A 21,495-nucleotide genomic window follows, 5' to 3' on the forward strand; every position below is an offset into this window, starting at 1 on the left:
AGCGGCAGGAAAACCGAAAGATTCTCGCTTCCTGTTGACAGTGACCGCTGCCTATCGGACGCTGGTCTGACTTCACACCGGCCGCCGGAGCGCGCGTTCCGGCACGCATGAAGGGGCACCGCCTTATGTCCCTGTCGCTACGCCATCCGACCGCCTTCCTCACCACACTGCTCGTCTCCGTCGCGGCCGCACTGGTCGCGGCCGCACCACCGGCCTCCGCCGCCGCGATCACCGCCAACGCCGACGCGCTCGACGGCACCTGCGCCACGCTGCGGGTCTTCAACGGCTCCAGCGCGACCGGCTACGTCGTGCGCAGCGGAGCCGGGTACGGCTTCACGTCCTCCGCCTCCGGCGCCACGCCGTTCCGGCTGGAGGCCACCCAGCTCGGCCGGTACGAGCTGTTCGGCTCCGACGGCAAGCCCGCGTACCAGAGCGTCGTCAGCTTCATCATGGCCGGCGACTCCTACGGGGACCGGGCCGACTTCACCGTCACCAAGGCCGGCGACCGCTACCGGTTCACCGCCACGGCCACCGGCCAGACCATGGGCTCGTTCCTGTGGAGCCTCGGCGCGGCCGGCACGTCGTACACCGTGGCCCTCGCGACCGCGACGGGCTGCTTCACCCCGCCCGACATCGACCCGGGCGTCACCGGCACCGCCGCGCCCGGCGTCGACGGCAGCGGCAGGCTCGTCGGCACGATCGACGCGCACGCCCACATCACGGCCGCCGCGGCGTTCGGCGGGCAGATGCACTGCGGCGAGGCGTGGGCGTCCGGCGGCGTGCAGGTCGCGCTCGCCGGCTGCGACACGCACCGCAGCCTCAACGTCGGCGCGCTCTTCGAGGCCATCGTCGGCGGCACCGACGCGGCGAACTCACCCGAGGACGGCTGGCCGACGTTCGGCGACTGGCCGCAGCACAACTCGCTGCTGCACGAGCAGTCGTACTACCGTGGCATCGAACGGTCCTGGCGGGCCGGCCAGCGGGTGCTCAACGCGCTGCTGGTCGCGAACCGGTCGATCTGCGAGCTCTTCCCGTTCCGCGACACCCCCTGCGACGAGATGGACCAGATCCGGGTCCAGTCCCGCTACCTGTACTCGATGCAGGACTACATCGACGCGCAGAACGGCGGCGCCGGCAAGGGCTGGTTCCGCATCGCGACCACGCCCGCCCAGGTGCGCAGCATCGCCGCGCAGGGCAAGCTGGCCGTCACGATCGGCGTCGAGAACTCCGAGATCTTCGGCTGCCGCGAGAGCAACGACGTCCCGCAGTGCACCACCGCCCAGATCGACGCCGGTCTCGACGAGCTGCAGGCGATCGGCGTCTCCGGCCTGTACCCGATCCACAAGTTCGACAACGCCTTCGGCGGCACCCGCTTCGACGCGGGCCTCACCGGGGCGTTCGTCAACGTCGGCAACCTGCTGTCCACCGGCCACTGGTGGACCGCGACCAGCTGCACCGGCCCGTCCGACAACGAGCAGCCCCTCGTGCAGGACGACCTCGTCCGGCTGCTGAGCTTCGGGGTGCTGAGCCTGCCGCCCGGCACCGTGCTGCCGGTCTACCCCAGCGGCAAGATCTGCAACACCCGCGGCCTGACCAGCCTCGGCCGCTACCTCATCCAGCGGATGATGGAACGCGGCATGATCATCCACGTCGACCACATGAGCGTGAAGACCGCCCAGGCCGTGCTCGACATGGCCGCGGCCGCCCACTACCCGGGCGTGACCTCGGTGCACAGCTGGTCCGACCCGACCATGATCGACCGGATTCTCGCGCTCGGCGGCTTCGTGGCCACCTACGCCAACTCGGTGCCGGAGTTCCTGAGCGAGTGGCGTGCCAACCGCGCCGCCCCGCACGGCAACGCCATCACCGGCTACGGCTACGGCACCGACGTCAACGGCCTCGGCGACCAGGCGAACCCCCGCCCGGACGCTTCATCCGCCCCGCTGATCTACCCGTTCACCGCCCCGAACGGCACCACGGTCAGCAAGCAGGTCTTCGGCTCGCGGACCTTCGACGTCAACACCGACGGCGCCGCGCAGTACGGCCTCTTCGCCGACTGGACCACCGACCTCATCCAGCGCGCCGGCCCCGACAGCACACTGCTCCGCCAGCAACTCCTGTCCGGCGCCGAGGCTTACGTACGAATGTGGGAACAGGCGATCGCCTGGTAGCCCTTGCTGATCTTCGCCGCCCAGCTTGATCGAGTAGCGGATCCGGTCGCCATGACAGCCGGATCCGCTACTCGATCACGGCCCTCTGAGCTACGGTCCCGCGGGACGCGACGGGGTCGCGGCGGGTGGGGAAAGTTTCAGAGGGTCGGGGCGGCGAAAAGGTTTCGGGAGTTGTAGAGAACCTTAAATCTCCGCACATCCTGTCACAAGGATTGACGCGGGGCGATTCGTCCTGCCAGGGTGCCGAAAAGGATTTCGTCGATGCGCATCGGCCCCGCCCCCACCCTTGTGACAGGGAGTCCGAATCATGCCCCGAAAACGAACCACCCGCCTGGTCGTCGCGGCCGTCGCGGCGCTCGGCCTGGCCGTGACCGGTGCCTTCATGGGCACGGCGTCCGCCGGTGAGAGCAGCGCCGGCCTGCCGAAGAACGACGCCGCCAAAGGGCTTGTCTACGACGGGCTGCAGCGGCGGGCCGCGGGGCCGTGCGGCGCCGGGCTGCTCGAGGTCAAAGGCACCAGCCCGATCATGTGCACGCACGGCCCGGACGCCGCCCCGGCCGGGCTGTCGGTGAAGACGCCCGTGCCCGCCCTCGCCGGCACGGCCAAGGCCGCGGCCGCCGTGCAGTCGCTCGCGGTCTGCGAAGGTGACGGCACGAGCGGGCGACGGGTCGAGGTGCTGTACATCCACGGCTCGACCAGCCGGTACACGCAGTATCTCGAGACGTTCCGCACCCTCGCCGAGGGCGTCGACACGATCTTCAACGAGAGCGCCAAGGAGACGGGCGGCGAGCGGCACGTCCGGTACGTCACCGAGACCGTCAACGGCGCGTGCCGGCCGGTCGTGCGGGACGTGAAGATCGCCGACTCGGCGCTGAACGCCAACGACTGGGCGCCGCTGCTCAACGCGGTCAAGGCGGCCGGCTACAACCGGACGGACCGCAAGTACCTGCAGTTCGTCGACGCCAACGTGTACTGCGGCATCGGCGGGCTGGCCGGCGACACGCGCAAGAGCGACGCGAACCGGTCCAACACCGGACCGGAGTACGCGCGGGCGGACAACGGCTGCTGGTCGGCCGGCGTCGCCGCGCACGAGCTCGGACACACGCTCGGCGCCGTCAACAACAACGCGCCGAACGCGTCCGGCTACGGGCACTGCACCGACGAGTGGGACGTCATGTGCTACAAGGACGGCGACGACGTCGTCATCCGCACGGTGTGCACGAACCGGTCCCACGACGACCGGCTCGACTGCAACCACGACGACTACTACCACACCAACCCGCCGGCGGGCTCGTACCTGGCGCAGTACTACAACGTCGCCGACAACCTGTTCCTCATCAAGGGCGGCGGCAGCAACCCGCCGCCGCAGGACAGCAACCTGGCCCGGTCGGCGACGGCGTCCGCGTCGTACACGTCGGCGTGGGAGTCGGTCGCGGCGATCAACGACGGCATCGACCCGCCGTCGTCCAACGACACCGTGAACCCGCGCTGGGGCACGTGGCCGAACAGCGGCCAGCAGTGGGCGGAGCTCACCTGGAGCACGAACCAGACGCTCAAGCGCGCGCAGGTGTACCTGTTCGACGACAACCAGGGCATCGACGTGCCGTCGAGCTGGAAGCTGCAGTACTGGACCGGCAGCGCGTACGCCGACGTGCCCGGCGCCAGCGGCTACCCGGTGACGGCCAACGCGTACATCACGGTGACGTTCACGCAGGTCAGCACCGCCCGGTTGCGGGTCGTGCTGCAGTCCAACGGCACCAGCTCGGTCGGCCTGCTCGAGGTCAAGGCGTTCGCGAGCTGACCGCCGGCGTGGGCCCGTGCGCCGCGGCTGACGCGCGGGCCCACGTGACGACCGGCGGGACCAGGCTGCCGATGACCGCGAACGCCGCGCCCAGCAGCAGCCAGCCCGGCGCGCCCCAGCCGACGGCGAGGGTCGTCACCACGAAGGGCGCGAGCATCTGGCCCAGCTGCATGCCCATCGCATAGGCGCCCTGGTACTGGCCGTGCGCGTCCGGCGGCGCGAGCCCGAACGAGATGCCCCACCCGGCGGCCGAGTGCCACAGCTCCGCGGCGACGTGCACCATCGACCCGAGGACCAGCAGCGCCACGGTCACCGGCATGCTCACGCCGCCGCTCAACGCGAACAGCCCGCACGCGGCGAACAGCGCCAGCCCAGCTCGTCGCGAGGCGCGGGCCGCGCCGGGCAGCTCCTCGGTGCCGCGGGCGGCCCGGACCTGGAAGAGCACGACGGCCGTCGTGTTGATGCCGAACAGCACCGCGATCAGCCAGCGCGGCGCGTCGGTGCGGTGCGCGATCCACAGCGGCAGCGCGACCTCGAACAGCCCGAAGTGCGTGGCCATCAACCCGTCCAGGACCACGAACGCCAGGAACGGCCGGTCCCGCAGCGCGACCAGCCGGGGACCCTCCTGCCGCTTGGGCGCGGCCGGCACCGGGGCGAGGCGGCGCAGCACGAGCGCGGCGCCGCCGTAGGTAACCGCGTCGATGGCGATCAGCGTGAGGTACGCCTGCCGGGTGTCCACGGCGAGCCCGATGCCGGCCACCGCGGCGCCGGCCGCGATGCCCGCGTTGGTGACGGAGCGCAGGTAGGCGCGGGTGTAGACGCGCCGGTCGGCGGGCACCGCGCCGGCGATGACCGCGCCCTTGGCCGCCCGCTGCGCCGCGTCGCCGACCGCCATCGGCACCCCGACCAGCAGGTACGTCCAGAAGTCCTGCACCGTCACCAGCGCCGCCGAGCCCGCGCACAGCACGAGGAGGCCGGCGAGCAGGACGCCACGCGGTCCGCGGCGGTCCGCGACGTACCCCATCGGCGCGCTCGACACGAGGCACACCAGGGCGGTCACGGTCAGCGCGAGGCCGGTCTCCCGCACGCTCAGTCCGACGGACCGGGTCAGGAACAGCGCCACCGACGCCATCGACACGCCGTTGCCGAACGTGTTGATGAGGGTGGCGCCGGCGAGCAGGCGCACGGGTCCGGGTTCGGGTAGCACGCCGGGACTCTAACAAGACGTACGTACGGTTTTCTAGCCCGAGCCCCTGGGTCAGGCGCCGGGCCCCTGCGTCAGGCGCCTGGCTCCGGGGTCAGGCGGCGGCGGGCCAGCTCGGCGAGCAGGACGGCGCCGTCGTGCAGGACGCTGTCGTCGAAGACCGCGCGCGGCGAGTGGTTGTTGGGCATGACGGTGTGGTCGTCGCCGCCCGCCGCGCCGAGGAACAGGTAGGCACCGGGGACCCGCTGCAGGACGCGGGAGAAGTCCTCGGAGCCCGGGTCCGGGTGCTCCATGTGCTGGAACCGGTCGGCCCCGAACACGTCGCGGACCGTGCTCGCCACGAACGCCGCCTCCGTGTCGTCGTTGACCGTCACCGGGTACTCCGGCTCGAACCGCACCTCTGCGCGCAGCCCGTGCGCCGCCGCGATGCCCTCGCACAGCCGCACCGAGTCCCGGGCGATCTGCTCAGCGGCGGCGGCGCTGAACGTCCGTACCGTCGCGGAGAACACCGCCTCGTCGGGGATGACGTTGCGCAGCGTGCCCGCGTGGAACTCGCCGACGGTGAGCACGACCGGCTCGAACGGGCTGAACCGGCGCCCCACCATCGTCTGCAGCGCCGTCACCATCTCGCACGCGGCCGGGATCGGGTCGCGGGCGTCGTGCGGCGCCGACCCGTGCCCGCCCGCGCCGACGACCCGCACGTAGAGGCCCGCCGCGGCGGACATCAGCGCACCCGGCCGGCACGCGAACACCCCGCGCGGGAAGTCCGTGGCCAGCACGTGCAGCCCGTACGCGGCGACCACGGTGGAGCCGGCGGCGTCCAGCACCCCCTCGTCGATCATCAGCCCGGCGCCGTTGCAGCCCTCCTCCCCCGGCTGGAACATGAACACGACGTCGCCGGCCAGCTCGTCGCGGCGCCCGGCGAGCAGGTGGGCCGCGCCGACCAGCCCGGCGGTGTGCAGGTCGTGACCGCAGGCGTGCATGGCGCCCGGCACCGCCGAGGCGAACGGCACATCGGCGAGCTCGGTGACCGGCAGGGCGTCCATGTCGCCGCGCAGCAGCACCGCGGGACTGTCTGCACCGCCACGCCGGCCGCCGCGCAGCACCGCCGTGACCGACGACAGCGCGGTGCCGGTCGTCACCTCCAGCGGCAGGCCTTCGAGCGCGGCGAGCACCTTCCGCTGGGTGCGCGGCAGGTCGAGGCCGATCTCCGGGTGCCGGTGCAGATCACGGCGCAGGTCGATGAGGTCGTCACGCAGTCCCATCCCGCAGACGGTACCGCCGCGCGCCACCACTACGCGACGCTGAACGAGCCGTCGGTGAAGGACAGCGACCGGCCGGCGGTGTGCGCGACGGGGTGCGGGCCGGCGATCGCGGGCGTGCCGATCGACATCGCGGTGGTGCGTTCGAACTCCAGCGCCCGCGGCGTCCACGGGCCGTCGCCGTCCGGGACGGCCAGGTTGACGATCGTGGAGGCGTCGCGCTGGGTGTCGAAGCGGACGTGCGCCGCGACGTGGTGGACCAGGGTGAGCTCGGCCCGCCCGGGTATCGCCGCCGCCGGGGGCGGTGGCGGGTCGCCTGCGGGGACCGCGGCCCGGGCCCAGTGGCCGTCCGGGAACCGGTCCGTGATGCGGTCCGCCAGGCAGGGGCTCGCGGCGATCCACCCCTCGGCCAGCTCCCGGAACGCACGGTCACGGACCCGCCGGGGGCGGCCCGCCGCGGCGAGCACGCCGGTGCCCGCCCCGGCGAAGGCGGCGCACAGCTGCCCGAACCGCACCGACCCGACGTTGCTCGCGTAGCGCACCGACCGGAGCTCCAGCATCGCTTGGTGCACCACCAGGGCCGTGTCCCGGGCCGCGCCGCGGGCCGGTGGCCAGCCGATCGGCTCGCGCCGGAACGCGCGGCCGCGTGGATCGGCCGCCGCCGCGTCCCGGCCCGCACCCGACAGGTGCCACGTGTCGTCGTCGAAGCCGACGCGCGCCGACGCGGCGCCGAACCGGCCGCGGGCGCCGACCCGCACCTCGACCCCGTCATCGTCGACCGTCAGCGCCGTCCCCGAGCCGTCGCCGGTGTCGAACCGGGCCTCCCGGACGTCCTCCAGCATCACCTCGACGATCGCTTCGCCGGCGTTGTCGGGCGCGGGGTAGCGGCGAGGCGCCTCGAGCCACAGGTAGCCATGGATGCCGTGCTCGCCGCGCTCCAGGTGGACGGTGCGGACCCGGGCCCCGGTCAGGTCGTAGTCGCGGGCGGTGCCGGCGGCCGCCGCCGCGGTCAGCGGGACGACGCCCGGCCGCAGGTCTCCCTTGTAGTCCCGCACGTGCGCGGGCTGGTCCCGCTGCTCCGGCAGCAGGGACTCCAGCCGGTGGCCGGCGGCCTGCTCGATCATCCACGCCCGGCGCGCGGGACTGCCGTCCGCCATCCACCGCAGGGCCGCCGCCGCCCGCCGCTCGCGCAGCCACGACGGACGCAGGAGCGCCGTGTCGAACAGCGGGAACGTGCTGTTGTCCCAGATGTCCGCGAGCCCCACGACCGCGCGCCGGTCGAATCGGCGGCCGTCCGCGGACAGCTCGGCGATCCGCGCCACCGACCGGTCGAGCAGCACGGCGAACGCCCGCATCCGTTCCGCTGTCATGGGCGCGGCTTGCCTGCGGCGTCGTAGGAGGCCCGCGCCGCGTCGACGGCCGGCAGGTGCCCGCCCGCCCAGTCGGCGAGCGCGTGGAACAGCGGGCCGAGGCTGCGGCCGAGGTCGCTGATCTCGTACTCGACCCGCGGCGGGATCTCCGGCGTGTACGTGCGGACGACGAGGCCGTCCCGCTCCAGCTGCCGCAGCCGCTGGGTGAGCACCTTCGCCGTGACCGTGCCGATGCGGCGCTCCAGCTCGCTGAACCGCTGCCGCCCGTGCTCGTGCAGCGTCCACAGGATCGGCGTCGTCCACCGGCTGAACACGATGTCGACCACGGGCGCGATCGGACACGCCAGTTCCGGAATGGTTTCCTTCTGCATGGTCACTTTCCTCTAGGTACCTACTATCCCCACGATGCTAGCTTCGCCGGCATGAAGATCGTCGTGACGGGTGCGACCGGCAACGTCGGCCGCCCTCTCGTACAGACCCTGACCGCGGCCGGCGCCACCGTCGCCGCCGTCTCCCGCAACGCCGGACCATCGCACGGCTCCTTCGCCGCGGACCTGGCCGACCCGGCGAGCCTCCGCCCGGCCCTGCACGGCGCCGACGCGCTGTTCCTGCTGGTGCCCGGCGCGCCGGTCGACCACCGGGCGCTCGTCGCCACGGTCCGCGAGTCGGGCGTGCCGCGCATCGTCCTGCTGTCCTCCCAGGCCGCCGGCACCCGCCCCGACACCCCGTCGCACGCACCGCTGCGCGACCTGGAGGAGGCGGTCCGCGGCGCCGGCGTGCGCTGGACGATCCTGCGCCCGGGCGGGTTCGCCACCAACACGTTCGCCTGGGCACCGACGATCCGTTCGCATCGGGTGGCGTACGCGCCGTACGTGGACGTCGCCCTCCCGCTGGTCGACCCGGACGACATCGCGGCGGTCGCGGCGGCGGTCCTGCTCGCCGGCGCCGAGCACGACGGCGCCACGTATGTGCTCACCGGACCGGCGGCGACCACACCCCGCGACCGCGCGGCGGCGATCGCCGCCGCTACCGGCGGGCCGGTCGACCTCGTCGAGCAGACCCCGGAGGAGGCCCGCGCCCAGCTGCTCACCTTCATGCCCCCGCCGGTCGCGGACGGCACCCTGGCCATCCTCGGCCGGCCCCTGCCGGACGAGCAGGCGGTGAGCCCCGACGTCGAGCGGGTGCTGGGCCGCCCGCCCGCCTCGTTCCAGACCTGGGCGTCCCGCAACGCCGCGGCATTCGCCTCCTGAGGCTGTCGAATTCGTGGCTCGCCGTTCGTCTTACTGCCAGTCTGGAACCGACGAGGAGGCAGCGATGCAGTACGTCATGCTCATCTACCAAGGCCCGGCGCTCGAGCGGCAGGCCGCGCTCACCGAGGAGGAGCAGAAGCAGGTCTACGCCGACTACCAGGCGATCAACCAGACCCCCGGGGTCACCACCGTGCCACCGCTGGGCCTCGCCGAGCACGCGACCACCGTGCGGGTGGAAGGCGGCAGGACGCTGACGACCGACGGCCCGTTCGTCGGGATGAAGGAGGCCGTCGGCGGCGTGTTCATCCTGGAGGCCGACGACCTCGACGCGGCCATTGAGGTGGCCGCCCGCGTCCCGGCGGCCCGCCACGGCGGAGCCGTCGAGATCCGGCCATCGGAGGTGTATTGGTAACCGCACTCGACGGGATCTTCCGTGCCGAGTGGGGGCGCGTCCTGGCCACCCTCATCGGCGTCCTCGGCGACTTCGACCTCGCCGAGGACGCCGCGCAGGAGGCCTTCGCCATCGCCGCCGACCACTGGCCGCGCGACGGCGTGCCGGCCAACCCACGCGCCTGGCTGATCCGCACGGCACGCAACCGCGCCACCGACCACATCCGCCGCGAGCGGGCGCTCGTGCCCAGGCTCGCGCTGCTCGCCGCCGCCCAGGAGGTGGAGATGACCGCGGTCCCCGACGAGCGCCTGGAGCTCATCTTCACGTGCTGCCACCCGGCGCTGGCCGTCGAGGCCCAGGTCGCGCTCACCCTGCGTACCCTCGGCGGCCTGACCACCGGCGAGATCGCCCGGGCGCTGCTCGTCCCGGAGCGCACCATGGCGCAGCGCCTGGTCCGCGCCAAACGCAAGATCAAGGCGGCCGGGATCCCGTTCCGCGTCCCGCCGGACCACCTGCTCCAGGAGCGCCTCGACGCCGTGCTCACCGTCGTGTACCTGATCTTCAACGAGGGCTACGGCGGCCGCGACGAGCTCGCCGCCGAGGCCATCTGGCTGGGCCGCGCGCTGACCGAGCTGCTGCCCGCCGCCCCCGAGGTGCACGGCCTGCTGGCGATGATGCTGCTGCACGACTCCCGCCGCGAGACCCGCTTCCACGACGGCGAGCTGGTGCTGCTCGAGGACCAGGACCCGACCCGGTGGGACGCCGCCCAGATCACCCAGGGCCGCACCGTGCTCGACCGGGCGATCGCGCTGGGCGGCCGCGGCCCCTACGTCCTGCAGGGCGCGATCGCCTCCCTGCACGCGGAGACACCGTGCGACTGGCCGCAGATCGCCGCCCTGTACGGCGAGCTGGCCCGCCTGACCGCCTCACCCGTCGTCGAGCTGAACCGCGCCATCGCCGTCGCCGAGACCGAGGGCCCACTGGCCGGCCTGCGCATCGTCGACAGCCTGGGCCTGGACGACTTCCGCTACCTGCACTCGACCAGGGCCGAGCTGCTGCGCCGCCTCGGCCGCACCACCGAGGCCCGCGCCGCCTACCTCCGCGCGAGATCCCTCACCGACGACGGCCCCGAACGCCGCTTCCTGGACCGCCGCCTGACCGACCTCCCCGGCACGACACCCCCAGCAGCCGGGGCCGAGGACTGACCCCCGCCGTCAGTCGGGGGGTTCGGGGGCTGTCTCGTCGGTGGTCACGTCCTCGTCGCGGGGGCGTTCGCGGCCTTCCAGGGACACCGCGTCCGAGTCCTTGGCCGGCTCCGGGGGCTGGTCGTCGTCGAGGAAGTCGAGGAACTGGTCGGGGTCGGTGGTCATGGCGATTCCCCTCACTGGATCGCGGAGACGGCGGTCAGGTCGACCGTCTCGCCGCGGGACATGGTGCGCACCGGGAGGCCGTCGGCGAGCCGCTCGAAGTGGTGCAGCGGGTCGCGCATGACGGTGTAGTCGTCGTGGTGGATCGGCAGGATGGTGCGCGGGCGGATCAGGCGCGACAGCGCGACCCCGTCGCGGGCGTCCATCGTGACCAGCACGCCGAGGATGCGGGTGCCGCCGAGGTGGATCAGCACCGCGTCGATGTCGCCGAAGCGTTCGGGGATCTGGCTCAGCACGGACCGGCGGAAGAGCGTGTCGCCGGTGATGTAGAGGCGCAGCCGGCGGTGGCCGTCGCGGGACCAGTCGATGACGGTGCCCATCGTCTCCGGCAGGGCCAGGTGCACGCCGGCCGGGCCGTGCTGCGCCGGGACCGCGGTGATCCGCAGCGCCTGGCCGCCGCGCCGCCACGTGACGTCCTCCCACGTGGCCAGGCCGACCGCTTCCGTGAAGCTCCACCTGTACAGCCGGCGCTGCGCCGTGCGCGTCGTCACGAACGGCAGGTCGCGGGGCAGGCCACGGCGGGCGACCCGGTCGAAGTGGTCACCGTGCAGGTGTGACAGCACGACCCCGTCGAGCGGCGGGAGGTCGTCGATGCCCATCGCCGGCTCGAGGCGCCGCTTCGACCACAGGCCGTAGCCGAGGTACGCGCGCTGCCCGGCGTGCAGGAAGTTGGGGTCGGTCAGCAGCGTGAACGCGCCGAGGCGCAGCAGCACCGTCGCGTTGCCGATGAACGTCGCTGACGTCTCCATGGGTCACCGTTCCGGGATCTCGTGCACGGCCAGCTCCTCGGCCGTGGCCCCACCGCCCGCGGCGCCGGCGTCGTAGGCGATCGCGTCCTTCTCGGTGTCCTCGCCGGTGCCCTCGTCGGGTTCGACGAGCCGGCCGACGGTGCCGCCGCGGGCGCCGGCGCCCGTGTCGTACATCGAGACCTGCGAGCCGAGGTTGGGCTCGACCGGAGCGTCGTCCAGCGCGGTGTCCCGGTCGACGGAGTCCAGCGTCTCGCCGGTCGCGTCGGGGTCGAACGACTCGGCGGCGATCGGCGACGCGGTGGCGTCGGGCCGCGGGCCGGCCTCCCCCAGCGACGTGTCGGGCAGTTCGCGGTCGAGCTTGTCGTCCAGCGACTCGGGGTCGGCGTGGTCGAGCCCGAGCGGCTGGTCGTCGCGGTCCAGCGGCAGCAGCGCGGGGTCCGGGCCGTCGGCGACCCGTCCGGTGTCGACATCGTCCCCCGCGGTGGAGTCGTAGTCGGCGGTACCGGGAAGCCCCAGGGCCTCGGGGTCGGACACCAGGCTCGGGAAGTTGTCTGTACGCATACTCACCCGCTACCCCACCCGCACGGGGTGACACGCGAACTGGGGCGAATTGTCAGAATTCGCCCCAGGGCGGAATGGGGTCCGCCGTGGCGAGGGGCAGCATCCGCCGCGCGGCGTCCTGTACCCACTCCACCAGCAGCAGCGTGACGTCGTCGGCCGGGGTGCCTGCGTAGCCCGCCAGCGCGGAGTGGCAGAGCCGACGCAGCGCCTCGGGGGCCGGCAGCTCGCCGGTGTCACGTTCGACGAGCTCCACCAGCCCTTCGACGCCGAACACCCGGCCGTCACGGCCGACGGCCTCGGTGGCGCCGTCGGTGTACAGCAACAGGCGGTCACCACGCTCCAGCAGCTCCTCGGCAACCTCGTCCACGACCAAAGCCTCGCCGAGGCCCAGCGGGAGCCGCTTGCCGCCGTCGAGGCCGCGGACCACCCTGCTCCGGCGGATGGACCTCGTAGCAGGGTTCGAGGACCGCCGAGACGACGGCTCGTTCGCTCACGAACGTCATCGGTGGCTGCAGGCGCCACAGCAGCTCCGACGCCTCCGACATCCGCCGCTGCCGCCGGACCTGCAGCAGCGCGTTGCCGTACGGCATCTTCGTCGCCACGAGGTGACCGAGGAGCTGGCTGAACAGGTCGCAGCCGGCCAGCAGCCCGGGGTCGTCGGCGGACCCGCCGTCGCCGAGCCCGACCTCCAGCACGCCGAGCCGCTCCGTGCCGTCCAGCAGCGGCATCCACAGCCGCTGCCGTCCGTCCACCGTGGACGACCGCGGCCGGACGGTCATGAAGACCTGTCCGGCCACAGTGGACTCGACGGGGAGCGGCGGCGGCGGTGCCGCGGGCGGGCGCGGCACCGGCAGCAGGACCCGCTGCTCTGGGCGACTGGAATGAGTCGACCAGGTAGACCCAGACGTCCAGCCCGAGCGGCGCGGCCGCGGCGGCGGCCACGGCGCCCAGCTGGTCCGGCTGCGCCAGCCGGTCCCGCTGGAGCAGGTCCACCACGGCCGCCCGCCACTGCCGGCGGTCCTCCGACGCGGCCACGGCACACCCTCTCGCTGCGGTTTCTACCCCGCCGCCGGCGCGCGAACCATCAACGGCTACGCCAGGGTCCACCGCTGGTTCGTGCCCGAGCCGCACGCCCACAGGATGATCTTCGTGCCGTTGGCGGTGCCGCGGTTGCTGGCGTCCAGGCACAGGCCGGACTGCGCGCTGCTGATGGTGCCGTCGGCGTTGACGTTCCACTGCTGGTTCGCCTGACCGTTGCAGTCCCAGATGACGACGGCGGTGCCGTTCGTGGTGCCGTTGTTGTAGGCGTCCAGACACTTGGTGCCGTACACCGTCAACTGCTTGCTCGACGTCACGGTCCAGGCCTGGTTGGCCTGCCCGTTGCAGTCCCACAGCTGCAGCTGCACGCCGTTGGTGGTGCTGGAGTTGTCGACGTCCAGGCACCGGCCGGACTGCACGCCCTGGACGCGCACCGCCGCGGGTGCCGACGCGAGCTGGCGGACCTCGATCGCGTCCAGGTCCGGCGCCCAGGCGGCGACGTTGGAGAACGTGAGCGTGTTGGCCGAGCCGGCGGTCAGCGGCACGATGACCGAGACGGTGCCGGCGGTGGTCCACGACCCGGTCGGCGGGAACGCGACGACCGTCGACGGCTGCCCGTTGACCTGCAGCGTCGCCGTGCGCGTGGTGGGGTCGCCGTTGGTGTACGCGATGGTCGCCACGGCGAGGCCCGCGGACGGTGCGGCGACGGCGTTGAAGCGCAGGGTGCCGCCGTTGCCGATGCCACCGACCTTCGAGCCGCCCGAGCAGCCGGCGCAGGCGACGACCGTCGTGCCGGTGCGGGTGTTGCCGGTCGCCTCGGCCTCGTAGGTGGTGGCGGCGGCCTCGGTGCCGGTGACGGTCAGCAGCACCGCGTCGTTCGCCGGGACGTTCACGGTGTACGACGTGGCGAAGCTCCCGGCGTTCTGCGCGGACCACAGGTTCCGTACGGATGCCGACGTCGCGGCGAGGCCCAGGTCCGCCCACCGGACGGTCATCGACGCCGCGGCGGAGCCCCGGTTGAGCAGCAGCACGGCGCGCCGTCCCGAGCCGGCGAGCACCTTCCCGTACACCTGCCGCCCCTGCGAATCGGAGACCTTGACGCCCTGCAGTCCGCGCGGGTCCTGGTCGACGGCGATCACCTCGGCGTTGCCGAGCGTCGCCCTCGTCGTGGCGTCCATCGTGGCGAGGTCGTCGCCGATGAGCAGCGGCGCGCCGGAGATCGCCCACAGGCCCATGTGGGTGCGGTTCTGCGCGGCGGTCAGCCCGGGCATGCCGGCGATCATCATGTCGGGGTCGTTGTAGTACCCGGTGTGCTGGGCGGCGGGGTGCAGGCCCTGGTCGAAGTTGCTGAGGACCATCGCCTGGGTGGCGGTCTGGCCGTAGTAGATGATGTCGGTGCTGGTGCGCCACATCGCGCCCATGCCGGGCGCCCAGTTCCACGGGCTCTGCACGCCCCAGTTGCAGATGGACAGCACGAGCGGGCGGCCGGTGGTCGCGGCGGCGCTGGTGACGGCGGCGCTGATCGCGCGGTACGTGCTCTGCGGGTCGAGCCCTTCGGCGCTGCCGCCGCACCAGTCGACCTTGACGAAGTCGAAGCCCCAGCGGGAGAACTGCAGCATGTCCTGCGCGTAGTGGCCCTCGCTGCCGCTGCCGGGCGCCGCCGGGCGGCCGGTCGGGTAGTAGTAGCCGCAGCCGTCGCGGCCGGCGTCGGTGTAGATGCCTGCCTTGAGGCCCTTGCCGTGCAGGTAGTCGGCGATCGCGGCCATGCCGCCGGGCCATTCCGCGGTGTCGACGGTGATGTTGCCGGCGGCGTCGCGGGTCCCCTGCCACCAGCCCTCGTCGATGTTGACGTACTTGTAGCCGGCGGCGGCCAGCCCGGACGAGACGAGGGCGTCGGCCTGCGCCTTGATGACGTTGAAGTTGATCTTCGCGGCGAACGTGTTCCACGAGGCCCAGCCCATCGGCGGCGGCGGGACGGGCACCTGGGTGCCGGTGACGGCCGCCAGGGCGGGCCGGGCCGGGGTGGCGACATACACGGCGAGCAGGGCGAGGAGCGCGAGGAGGCGGACCGCATGCTTCATCTGCTGGTGTCCATGTCTCTAGGCGGGTGGCGACGATTGTTATCGCTCACATGCCGCCACGTCAATGCCCAGTCAGTCGCGGATGTGCGCGCTAACTTGTCGCGGTGACCAGGTAGTCGTCCGCCTCGGGGTTCCAGCGCAGCTGGACCGCGCCGCCGGTCGCGGCGGCCTTGCAGAACTGCAGGAACGTGCGGTAGCCGAGCTTCTTCTCGCTGAAGTCCGGCCGGACCCGGCGGACCTGGTTCTTCAGCCCCGACAGCGCGGCGCCGCCGCCCCCGGCCTCCAGCACCACGGACCGCAGCAGCGCGAACCCGGCCTCCCGGTCGCCGTGCTCGGGCAGCGCCACCTCCGGGTCGCCCTTGGCACGGCCGCCGGACAGCTCGATGACATTGCGGTCGGCGAGGTGGCGCAGCAGCTCCCCGAACGCGCGGAACCCGTAGTCGGACTCGCTGAACGTCGGGTCCTTGCGCAGCAGGGTCCGCTTCAGCGTCGAGGCGGTGACCTCTCCCCCGGAGCTGCCCTGCAGCCCGGCGACGGTCTGCGCCACGATCACGGCGAGCTCGTCGACGTCGCCGACCTCGGGCACCGGCTCCGGCTCCGGCTCGGGCACCGGTTTGGTCCGGCGCGGCTCCGGCTCCGGCGTGGCGCGTGCGGTCCGGCCGCCGCCCCGGGGCCGGCCCGAGCGCGCGTCCACGCCCTCGAGCCGGTCGTAGTACAGGAACTCGTCGCACGCCGGTGGCAGCAGGGCCGACGTGGACTTCTCGACGCCGACGCCGATGACCCGCTTGTTGAGCCCGCGCAGCTTGTCGACGAGCGGGGTGAAGTCGCTGTCGCCGGTGCACAGGACGAACGTGGAGATGTAGTCGCGCTCGAACGCCAGCTCCATCGCGTCGACCGCCATCTTGATGTCGGCGGCGTTCTTGCGCGAGGCGCCCATCCGCTGCGGCATCTCGATCAGCTCGACGTGCGAGCGGGTCAGCATCCGGCGGTCCTCGTCGAAGTACGACCAGTCCGCGTACGCCCGGCGGACCACCACCCGGCCGCGCTCGGCGAGGGCGTCGGCGATCGGCCGGAAGTCGAAGGTCATGCCGCCGAGGTGGTCCCGGGCGCCGAGCGCCAGGTTCTCGTAGTCGAGGAAGAGCGCGATCCGGTCTTCGGAGTCCACGCCGGTCACCCTACGCCCGTCGGCGATCACCGGCGCACCGGCCGGACTTTTCGTCCAGAAGCTGGACGTCTACTATGAGCCGGTGGATGCAGGAGCGGACGCGATCCTGGAGGCGCTGCTGCCGGTCATCGACGGGCTGGCGGCGACGTTCGGGCCGATGTGTGAGGTCGTCCTGCACGACTACCGGCGGGGCGAGCAGTCGGTCGTCGCGGTCGCCGGCTCGGTGACGGGGCGCAAGGCCGGCGACGCGATCAGCGAGATCGGCCTGGCCGTGCTCGCCCAGGGCGACGCCGCCACCAACGACGTCAACTACGTCACCCGCGCCCCCGACGGCCGGATCGTCAAGTCCTCGACCATGCCGCTGCGCGACGGCGCCGGCCACGTCTTCGGCGCCCTCTGCGTCAACGTCGACGTCACGGCGCTGCGGCAGGCCGGCGACCTGCTCACCGCCCTGGCCGGCGCGGCGGCCGCGCAGGTGCCGGCCACCACGTTCAGCGACGACTTCGACGATGTCGTCGATGCGTTGGTACGGGCGGAGGAGCTGGCACGGGGAAGGCCGGTGGCGGCGCTGACCCGGCCCGAACGGCTCGCACTCCTGCGCGCGCTGGACCGGCGCGGCGTCTTCGCCGTCCGCAACGCCGTGCCCCGGGTCGCCGCGCGGCTCGGGGTCTCCCGGTCCGCCGCCTACGCCGACCTCGCCGAGAGCCGGAGGAGCTCCGTTGACACTGGATGACGCGCAGACACCGTTCCTGGCGGTCGACGCGACCGTGGTGCGGGCGAACGCCGACCGCCTCAGCAAGCATCTCGCCGGGCTCGGCGTGCCGCTGCGGGCGCACGTCAAGACGACGAAGTCCGTCGACCTCGCCGCGCTGCTCGACGACGGGCGGCCCGTCCCGATCACCGTGTCGACGCTCGCCGAGGCTTCCGCGTTCGCCGACGCCGGGTACCGCGACATCCTGTACGCCGTCGGCATCGCGCCGGACAAGCTGCCGCGGGTGGCCGCGCTGCGCGACCGCGGCGTCGACCTGACCGTGCTGCTCGACAGCGTCGAGCAGGCCGCCGCCGTGCCCGCCGGCGTGCCGGCGCTGATCGAGGTCGACTGCGACGGCCACCGCGGCGGCGTCCAGCCCACCGACCCGGTCCTGCTGGACATCGCGCACACCCTCGCCGCGCGCGGCGCCGTGCCCCGCGGGGTGCTGACGCACGCCGGCGAGTCGTACTTCGCCGACGGCGTCGCCGCGCTCCGTGCGGCCGCCGCACACGAGCGCGACTGCGCGGTGCGGGCCGCCGCGGTGCTGCGGTCGGCGGGCTTCGAGGCGCCGGTGGTGAGCGTCGGGTCGACGCCGACCGCGCACTTCGCGACCGACCTCACCGGCGTCACCGAGGTCCGGGCCGGCAACTTCCTCCTCTTCGACCTCGTGATGGCCGGCATCGGCGTGTGCACGCCGTCGGACCTGGCGATGACGGTGGTCGCCACCGTGATCGGCCACCGCCCCGACAAGGGCTGGATCCTCACCGACGGCGGCTGGATGGCGACGTCCCGGGACCGTGGCACCGCCCGCCAGCGCGTCGACCAGGGGTACGGGCTGGTCGCCGACCTCGACGGCACCCTGTATGACGACCTGCTGATGACCGACGCCAGCCAGGAGCACGGCATCCTCTCGGTCCGCCCCGGCAGCTCCGCCGCGCTGCCCACCCTGCCGGTCGGCGCCCGGGTGCGGATCCTGCCCAACCACGCCTGCGCCACCGCCGCGCAGCACGACCGCTACCACGTGGTCCGGCCGGGCTCCCGCGCCGTCGAGGCCGTGTGGTCCCGAATCAGAGGATGGTGACCACGATGCGGTTCCTGCCCGAGGCCGAGTCGGCCGCGCTCGTCAACGAGGAGCTGGCGTTCACCGCCGTGCGCTCGGCGCTGATCGCCGCCGCCGAGCCGCAGTCGTCGGTCTTCCCCGCCGTCGCCTGCCACGGCTCCGACCCGGCGAACCGGTTCACGGTCAAGCCCGGCGCGTCGGCCTCGCTGGCCGGCGTCAAGGTCGGCAGCTACTGGCCCGGCAACGCCGCCGCCGGGCAGCCCAGGCACAACTCCGTCGTGCTGCTCCTCGACCAGTCCGTCGGCCGCGTCGAGGCGGTCGTCGAGGCGGGCGTCGTGAACGCCTACCGCACCGCCGCCGCGGACGCGGTCGCCGCCTCCGTGCTGGCGCGGGACGACGCCCGTACACTCGCCATCTTCGGAACGGGACACCAGGCGCTCTACGAGTGTCTGGCCCTCGCCCGGGTGCGGCCCGTCTCGACGATCCTCGTGGTCGCCCGCAGCGCCACCAGTGGCGCGGAGTTCCTGTCCCGGCTCGCCGCCCGCGGTCTCACCGGCACGCTCGCCCCCGCCGAGGAGGCCTGCGCCGCCGCGGACATCATCGTCACCGCCACCACCGCCACGGCACCCCTCTTCGACGCCGCCTGGGTGCGGCCCGGCACCCACGTGGCCAGCATGGGCTCCGACGCCGCCGGCAAGCAGGAGCTCCCACCGGCCCTGCTGACCGCCGCCCGCCTCTTCTGCGACCTGCCGTCCCAGTCCGTCCGCATCGGCGAGCTGCAGCACGTCGCCGCCCTCGTCGCCGAGGGCACCCTCACCGTGACCGCCATCGGCGACGTCCTCGCGGGCCGCGCCCCCGGCCGCCGCTCACCCGACGACATCACCGTCTTCGACTCCTCCGGCATCGCCCTGCAGGACCTCTTCATCGCCGAGGCCCTGCTCCGCGCCGGATGACGGTCGGTCCCGCGCCGCGTGCGGTGGCGTGGCAGGCAGCCAGGCGGCGAGGAGCGGCAGCACGGCGCGAAGGTCCGTCCCGCCGGCGGTCGCGTGGGCGGCCGCGCGAGCCGGCCCGGCGTCAGGCGGGGTGCAGGTTGGTCCAGGAGCGGGTGGTGGGGTGTTCGGCGGACCAGGCGGTCAGGAGGGTCTGGGCGTCGGGTTCGGGGGCGGCGAGGAAGAGCTGCTGCTCGCCGGCGAAGTCGCGGGGTTCCTGGACGATCGAGGAGCGGCTGCAGCAGGCGCACAGGTCGACGCGGCTGGCCAGGATCTCGAAGCCGAACTTCCGGCCGGCGAAGGAGGCCGCCAGGGACGAGAGGTCGTCGGCGCCGGCCGTGACGAGCACGGAGAGGGTTGCCGTGGGGGACGGTGCGAAGAGGGCGACCTCGTCGAACACCGGCACCGTCATCTCCCCGAACGTCCTGGAGCCGCTGGGGGCGCCGTCGTGGACGACGACCTCGCCGAAGCGGCGGGACGGGTCGAAGGGGACGTTGATGACGCGGGCTCGGGTCGGGCACAGGCGGACCGCCCAGACGACCTCCTCCACATCGGCGAGGCGGATGCAGGCGGGTCCCAGGTCGGCGTCGATCTCGCCGGTACCGGCGAACGGCGCCAACCCGTAGCCGATCCAGGCGTCCCGGGCGGTCTCCCAGTCGTGCAGGACGGTGGCGGCCGTGCCGAGGTTCCAGTAGGCGGGCTCCTCGGCGCCCCGCTTCACGAACGTGACGGCGGTCTTGCCGGTCTCCAGCGCGCGGGGCCAGTCGCGGGCGAACTTGAACGCCAGCGCCGCGTCGAACCAGACCGCCTTCGCGGCTCGCCGCGGGACCCTCGGCGCCACCGCGGCGAGCAGGTCGCCAGCGCGGGGCCAGTCCTCGGCCTCGAACGCCTCGTAGCCGTGCGCGACCGCGACGACCACGTCACGGCCGGCGGAGCGCAGCGGGTTGAACCACCGGGAGAGCATGCCGCGGACGGTACGGGCCGCGACCTCACCTCGACAAGATCAGGAGGCGAACGCCTTGCGGTATTCGCGGGGTGGGACGCCGCGGCGGCGGACGAACTGCTCGCGCAGCGTGGCGGCGGTGCCGAAGCCGACGCGGCGGGCGACCTCCTCGATCGGCAGGTCGGCGGTCTCCAGCAGCTCCTCGGCCCGGTGCAGGCGCTGGGACAGCACCCAGGCGTGCGGGGTAGAGCCGGTCGCGGCGGCGAACCGGCGGGCGAAGGAGCGCTGGCTCATCAGCGCCCGGGCGGCCAGGACCTCGACGGTCAGCGGGGTGTCGAGGTTTTCCCGGGCCCAGCCGAGGACCGCGCTGAGGCGCTCGTCGTCGCAGTCGGCCGGCACGGACGCCGCCACGTACTGCGCCTGCCCGCCGTCGCGGTGCGGCGACAGCACCATGTCGCGGGCGATGGCGTTCGCGACCGCCGAGCCGTATTCGCGACGCAGCAGATACAGGCACATGTCCACGCCGGCGGCCGCGCCCGCGCCGGTGACGATGCGCCCCTCGTCGACATACAGCACCTCGGGCATCAGCAGCACGTCCGGGAAGCGCGCCGCCATCGCCGCCGCCCACCGCCAGTGGGTCGTCGCCCGCCGGCCTTCGAGCAGGCCCGCGCACGCCAGGACGAACGCGCCGGTGCAGTGGCCCGCGATGGTCGCGCCCCGCTCGTACGCCGACCGCAACGCCTCCAGCACCGCCGGCGACGGCGCGACGTCGAAGTGCTCCCACGAGGTGACGAGGACCAGGTCGGCCTGGGCGAGCCGGTCCAGGCCGTGCTCCACCATCAGCTTGAGCCCGGCGTCGGTGGCCACCGGCCCCGGCTCGTCGGCGCAGACCGCAAAGTCGAACCCGGGCAGCCCGCGGGACGTGCGGTCGTAGCCGAAGATCTCGCTCACGATCCCGGCCCCGAACGCGCCGGTGCCGTGGTGGACGTACGCGGCGACGTTGCGGAACGGATGATGCATGCCATCATGATGGCAGAAAATCTGCGATCGCGTGCAGATCTGCCACTGTTGTGTTCACGCCGCCGGGCGCAGGCTGAGACCATGTTCGTCATCGACTGCCCCACCCACGGGTCCCGCGTCCTGCTGTCCGAGCGCCGCATCCGCGCCCTGCGCAACACCGACACCGGCGTCCTGCTCGCCCTCGAGTGCTACTGCGGCCACGTCGAGAAGATCAGCACCGGCCGTCGCGCCCCCGCTCGGCACGTCCCGGAGTGACAAGATG

The 21,495-nt window shown here is 73.2% G+C and carries 22 protein-coding genes; 9 read left to right on the top strand and 13 right to left on the bottom strand.

The window, feature by feature from the left end:
- The first annotated feature begins 125 nt into the window (after positions 1 to 125).
- Together ABZ321_RS27275 and ABZ321_RS27280 are read left to right on the top strand one after the other, a co-directional pair.
- The gene (locus tag ABZ321_RS27275) at positions 126 to 2,171 is read left to right on the top strand and encodes a hypothetical protein (RefSeq protein ID WP_354896203.1); all 2,046 of its coding nucleotides are present in this window, start codon (positions 126 to 128) and stop codon (positions 2,169 to 2,171) included.
- 307 nt (positions 2,172 to 2,478) lie between these two features.
- Positions 2,479 to 3,972, top strand: coding sequence for a hypothetical protein (locus ABZ321_RS27280; RefSeq protein WP_354896205.1), 1,494 nt, complete (start codon positions 2,479 to 2,481; stop codon positions 3,970 to 3,972).
- Here the strand turns inward: ABZ321_RS27280 and ABZ321_RS27285 are convergent.
- The 4 genes from ABZ321_RS27285 to ABZ321_RS27300 all read right to left on the bottom strand — a co-directional run bounded on the left by ABZ321_RS27285 (position 3,953) and on the right by ABZ321_RS27300 (position 8,179).
- Positions 3,953 to 5,179 (bottom strand): MFS transporter, encoded by a 1,227-nt coding sequence (locus ABZ321_RS27285; RefSeq protein ID WP_354896208.1) that lies wholly within the window; start codon positions 5,177 to 5,179, stop codon positions 3,953 to 3,955. The genes ABZ321_RS27280 and ABZ321_RS27285 overlap by 20 nt on opposite strands.
- A gap of 71 nt (positions 5,180 to 5,250) precedes the next feature.
- Positions 5,251 to 6,441 carry a M20 family metallopeptidase gene (locus ABZ321_RS27290; RefSeq protein WP_354896211.1) on the bottom strand — a complete coding sequence of 397 codons (1,191 nt, stop codon included), beginning with the start codon at positions 6,439 to 6,441 and terminating at the stop codon, positions 5,251 to 5,253.
- Positions 6,442 to 6,470: 29 nt separating this feature from the next.
- Entirely contained in the window at positions 6,471 to 7,808 is a 1,338-nt protein-coding gene (locus tag ABZ321_RS27295; RefSeq protein ID WP_354896214.1) for a hypothetical protein, read from the bottom strand.
- Positions 7,805 to 8,179: a helix-turn-helix domain-containing protein gene (locus ABZ321_RS27300; protein ID WP_354896217.1), complete on the bottom strand. Its 375-nt coding sequence runs from the start codon at positions 8,177 to 8,179 to the stop codon at positions 7,805 to 7,807. Before ABZ321_RS27300 ends, ABZ321_RS27295 begins: the two co-directional genes overlap by 4 nt.
- A 51-nt stretch (positions 8,180 to 8,230) precedes the next feature.
- On the opposite strand from ABZ321_RS27300, the gene ABZ321_RS27305 reads away from it, so the two are divergent.
- From ABZ321_RS27305 to ABZ321_RS27315, 3 genes are all read left to right on the top strand, one after another.
- Positions 8,231 to 9,058 (top strand): NAD(P)H-binding protein, encoded by an 828-nt coding sequence (locus tag ABZ321_RS27305; RefSeq protein ID WP_354896220.1) that lies wholly within the window; start codon positions 8,231 to 8,233, stop codon positions 9,056 to 9,058.
- A gap of 64 nt (positions 9,059 to 9,122) precedes the next feature.
- A complete protein-coding gene (locus tag ABZ321_RS27310; RefSeq protein ID WP_344499512.1) occupies positions 9,123 to 9,470 on the top strand; it encodes a YciI family protein in 348 nt (115 codons plus the stop codon).
- Complete coding sequence (locus ABZ321_RS27315; protein WP_354896223.1) at positions 9,464 to 10,654, top strand: sigma-70 family RNA polymerase sigma factor; 1,191 nt, start codon at positions 9,464 to 9,466, stop codon at positions 10,652 to 10,654. The genes ABZ321_RS27310 and ABZ321_RS27315 overlap by 7 nt, the downstream gene beginning before the upstream one ends.
- A gap of 9 nt (positions 10,655 to 10,663) precedes the next feature.
- On the opposite strand, the gene ABZ321_RS27320 is transcribed toward ABZ321_RS27315, so the two are convergent.
- The 7 genes from ABZ321_RS27320 to ABZ321_RS27350 form a co-directional block, all read right to left on the bottom strand.
- Positions 10,664 to 10,819: a hypothetical protein gene (locus tag ABZ321_RS27320; protein ID WP_344499508.1), complete on the bottom strand. Its 156-nt coding sequence runs from the start codon at positions 10,817 to 10,819 to the stop codon at positions 10,664 to 10,666.
- Positions 10,820 to 10,830: 11 nt separating this feature from the next.
- On the bottom strand, positions 10,831 to 11,625 hold the full coding sequence (locus ABZ321_RS27325; protein WP_354896227.1) for an MBL fold metallo-hydrolase: 795 nt from the start codon (positions 11,623 to 11,625) through the stop codon (positions 10,831 to 10,833).
- A gap of 3 nt (positions 11,626 to 11,628) precedes the next feature.
- Positions 11,629 to 12,186, bottom strand: a complete 558-nt coding sequence (locus tag ABZ321_RS27330) for a DUF5709 domain-containing protein (RefSeq protein ID WP_354896599.1) — start codon at positions 12,184 to 12,186, stop codon at positions 11,629 to 11,631.
- Between the two features lie 52 nt (positions 12,187 to 12,238).
- Entirely contained in the window at positions 12,239 to 12,613 is a 375-nt protein-coding gene (locus tag ABZ321_RS27335; RefSeq protein WP_354896230.1) for a SpoIIE family protein phosphatase, read from the bottom strand.
- Positions 12,516 to 12,983, bottom strand: a complete 468-nt coding sequence (locus ABZ321_RS27340; RefSeq protein ID WP_354896614.1) for a hypothetical protein — start codon at positions 12,981 to 12,983, stop codon at positions 12,516 to 12,518. The genes ABZ321_RS27335 and ABZ321_RS27340 overlap by 98 nt, the downstream gene beginning before the upstream one ends.
- A gap of 294 nt (positions 12,984 to 13,277) precedes the next feature.
- The gene (locus ABZ321_RS27345; protein ID WP_354896233.1) at positions 13,278 to 15,305 is read right to left on the bottom strand and encodes an RICIN domain-containing protein; all 2,028 of its coding nucleotides are present in this window, start codon (positions 15,303 to 15,305) and stop codon (positions 13,278 to 13,280) included.
- Positions 15,306 to 15,396: 91 nt separating this feature from the next.
- The gene (locus ABZ321_RS27350; RefSeq protein ID WP_354896236.1) at positions 15,397 to 16,470 is read right to left on the bottom strand and encodes an NYN domain-containing protein; all 1,074 of its coding nucleotides are present in this window, start codon (positions 16,468 to 16,470) and stop codon (positions 15,397 to 15,399) included.
- A gap of 82 nt (positions 16,471 to 16,552) precedes the next feature.
- On the opposite strand from ABZ321_RS27350, the gene ABZ321_RS27355 reads away from it, so the two are divergent.
- From ABZ321_RS27355 to ABZ321_RS27365, 3 genes are read left to right on the top strand one after another with little or no spacing between them, the layout of a single operon-like run.
- Positions 16,553 to 17,203 carry a helix-turn-helix transcriptional regulator gene (locus tag ABZ321_RS27355; RefSeq protein WP_344499500.1) on the top strand — a complete coding sequence of 217 codons (651 nt, stop codon included), beginning with the start codon at positions 16,553 to 16,555 and terminating at the stop codon, positions 17,201 to 17,203.
- Positions 17,190 to 18,302 carry an alanine racemase gene (locus tag ABZ321_RS27360; RefSeq protein ID WP_354896239.1) on the top strand — a complete coding sequence of 371 codons (1,113 nt, stop codon included), beginning with the start codon at positions 17,190 to 17,192 and terminating at the stop codon, positions 18,300 to 18,302. Before ABZ321_RS27355 ends, ABZ321_RS27360 begins: the two co-directional genes overlap by 14 nt.
- 5 nt (positions 18,303 to 18,307) lie before the next feature.
- A complete protein-coding gene (locus ABZ321_RS27365; RefSeq protein ID WP_344499496.1) occupies positions 18,308 to 19,234 on the top strand; it encodes an ornithine cyclodeaminase family protein in 927 nt (308 codons plus the stop codon).
- 121 nt (positions 19,235 to 19,355) lie between these two features.
- Here the strand turns inward: ABZ321_RS27365 and ABZ321_RS27370 are convergent, their stop codons facing one another.
- Both ABZ321_RS27370 and ABZ321_RS27375 read right to left on the bottom strand, forming a co-directional pair.
- A complete protein-coding gene (locus tag ABZ321_RS27370) occupies positions 19,356 to 20,234 on the bottom strand; it encodes a hypothetical protein (RefSeq protein WP_354896242.1) in 879 nt (292 codons plus the stop codon).
- Between the two features lie 39 nt (positions 20,235 to 20,273).
- On the bottom strand, positions 20,274 to 21,233 hold the full coding sequence (locus tag ABZ321_RS27375; protein ID WP_354896245.1) for a helix-turn-helix domain-containing protein: 960 nt from the start codon (positions 21,231 to 21,233) through the stop codon (positions 20,274 to 20,276).
- Positions 21,234 to 21,314: 81 nt separating this feature from the next.
- Between ABZ321_RS27375 and ABZ321_RS27380 the strand changes: the two genes are divergently transcribed.
- Positions 21,315 to 21,488 (top strand): hypothetical protein, encoded by a 174-nt coding sequence (locus tag ABZ321_RS27380; RefSeq protein WP_344499490.1) that lies wholly within the window; start codon positions 21,315 to 21,317, stop codon positions 21,486 to 21,488.
- Positions 21,489 to 21,495 lie beyond the last annotated feature (7 nt).

Origin of the sequence: Dactylosporangium sp. NPDC006015, assembly GCF_040614215.1 — a bacterium.
GTDB lineage: Bacteria > Actinomycetota > Actinomycetes > Mycobacteriales > Micromonosporaceae > Dactylosporangium > Dactylosporangium maewongense.

What these genes read in the sequence shown, in the direction of transcription:
- ABZ321_RS27275 (WP_354896203.1), top strand. Translation starts at nt 126, where the DNA reads ATGTCCCTGTCGCTACGCCATCCGACCGCCTTCCTCACCACACTGCTC.
- ABZ321_RS27375 (WP_354896245.1), bottom strand. Translation starts at nt 21,233, where the DNA reads ATGCATCATCCGTTCCGCAACGTCGCCGCGTACGTCCACCACGGCACC.
- ABZ321_RS27280 (WP_354896205.1), top strand. Translation starts at nt 2,479, where the DNA reads ATGCCCCGAAAACGAACCACCCGCCTGGTCGTCGCGGCCGTCGCGGCG.
- ABZ321_RS27370 (WP_354896242.1), bottom strand. Translation starts at nt 20,234, where the DNA reads ATGCTCTCCCGGTGGTTCAACCCGCTGCGCTCCGCCGGCCGTGACGTG.
- ABZ321_RS27300 (WP_354896217.1), bottom strand. Translation starts at nt 8,179, where the DNA reads ATGCAGAAGGAAACCATTCCGGAACTGGCGTGTCCGATCGCGCCCGTG.
- ABZ321_RS27290 (WP_354896211.1), bottom strand. Translation starts at nt 6,441, where the DNA reads ATGGGACTGCGTGACGACCTCATCGACCTGCGCCGTGATCTGCACCGG.
- ABZ321_RS27320 (WP_344499508.1), bottom strand. Translation starts at nt 10,819, where the DNA reads ATGACCACCGACCCCGACCAGTTCCTCGACTTCCTCGACGACGACCAG.
- ABZ321_RS27330 (WP_354896599.1), bottom strand. Translation starts at nt 12,186, where the DNA reads ATGCGTACAGACAACTTCCCGAGCCTGGTGTCCGACCCCGAGGCCCTG.
- ABZ321_RS27365 (WP_344499496.1), top strand. Translation starts at nt 18,308, where the DNA reads ATGCGGTTCCTGCCCGAGGCCGAGTCGGCCGCGCTCGTCAACGAGGAG.
- ABZ321_RS27305 (WP_354896220.1), top strand. Translation starts at nt 8,231, where the DNA reads ATGAAGATCGTCGTGACGGGTGCGACCGGCAACGTCGGCCGCCCTCTC.
- ABZ321_RS27345 (WP_354896233.1), bottom strand. Translation starts at nt 15,305, where the DNA reads ATGAAGCATGCGGTCCGCCTCCTCGCGCTCCTCGCCCTGCTCGCCGTG.
- ABZ321_RS27325 (WP_354896227.1), bottom strand. Translation starts at nt 11,625, where the DNA reads ATGGAGACGTCAGCGACGTTCATCGGCAACGCGACGGTGCTGCTGCGC.
- ABZ321_RS27310 (WP_344499512.1), top strand. Translation starts at nt 9,123, where the DNA reads ATGCAGTACGTCATGCTCATCTACCAAGGCCCGGCGCTCGAGCGGCAG.
- ABZ321_RS27295 (WP_354896214.1), bottom strand. Translation starts at nt 7,808, where the DNA reads ATGACAGCGGAACGGATGCGGGCGTTCGCCGTGCTGCTCGACCGGTCG.
- ABZ321_RS27380 (WP_344499490.1), top strand. Translation starts at nt 21,315, where the DNA reads ATGTTCGTCATCGACTGCCCCACCCACGGGTCCCGCGTCCTGCTGTCC.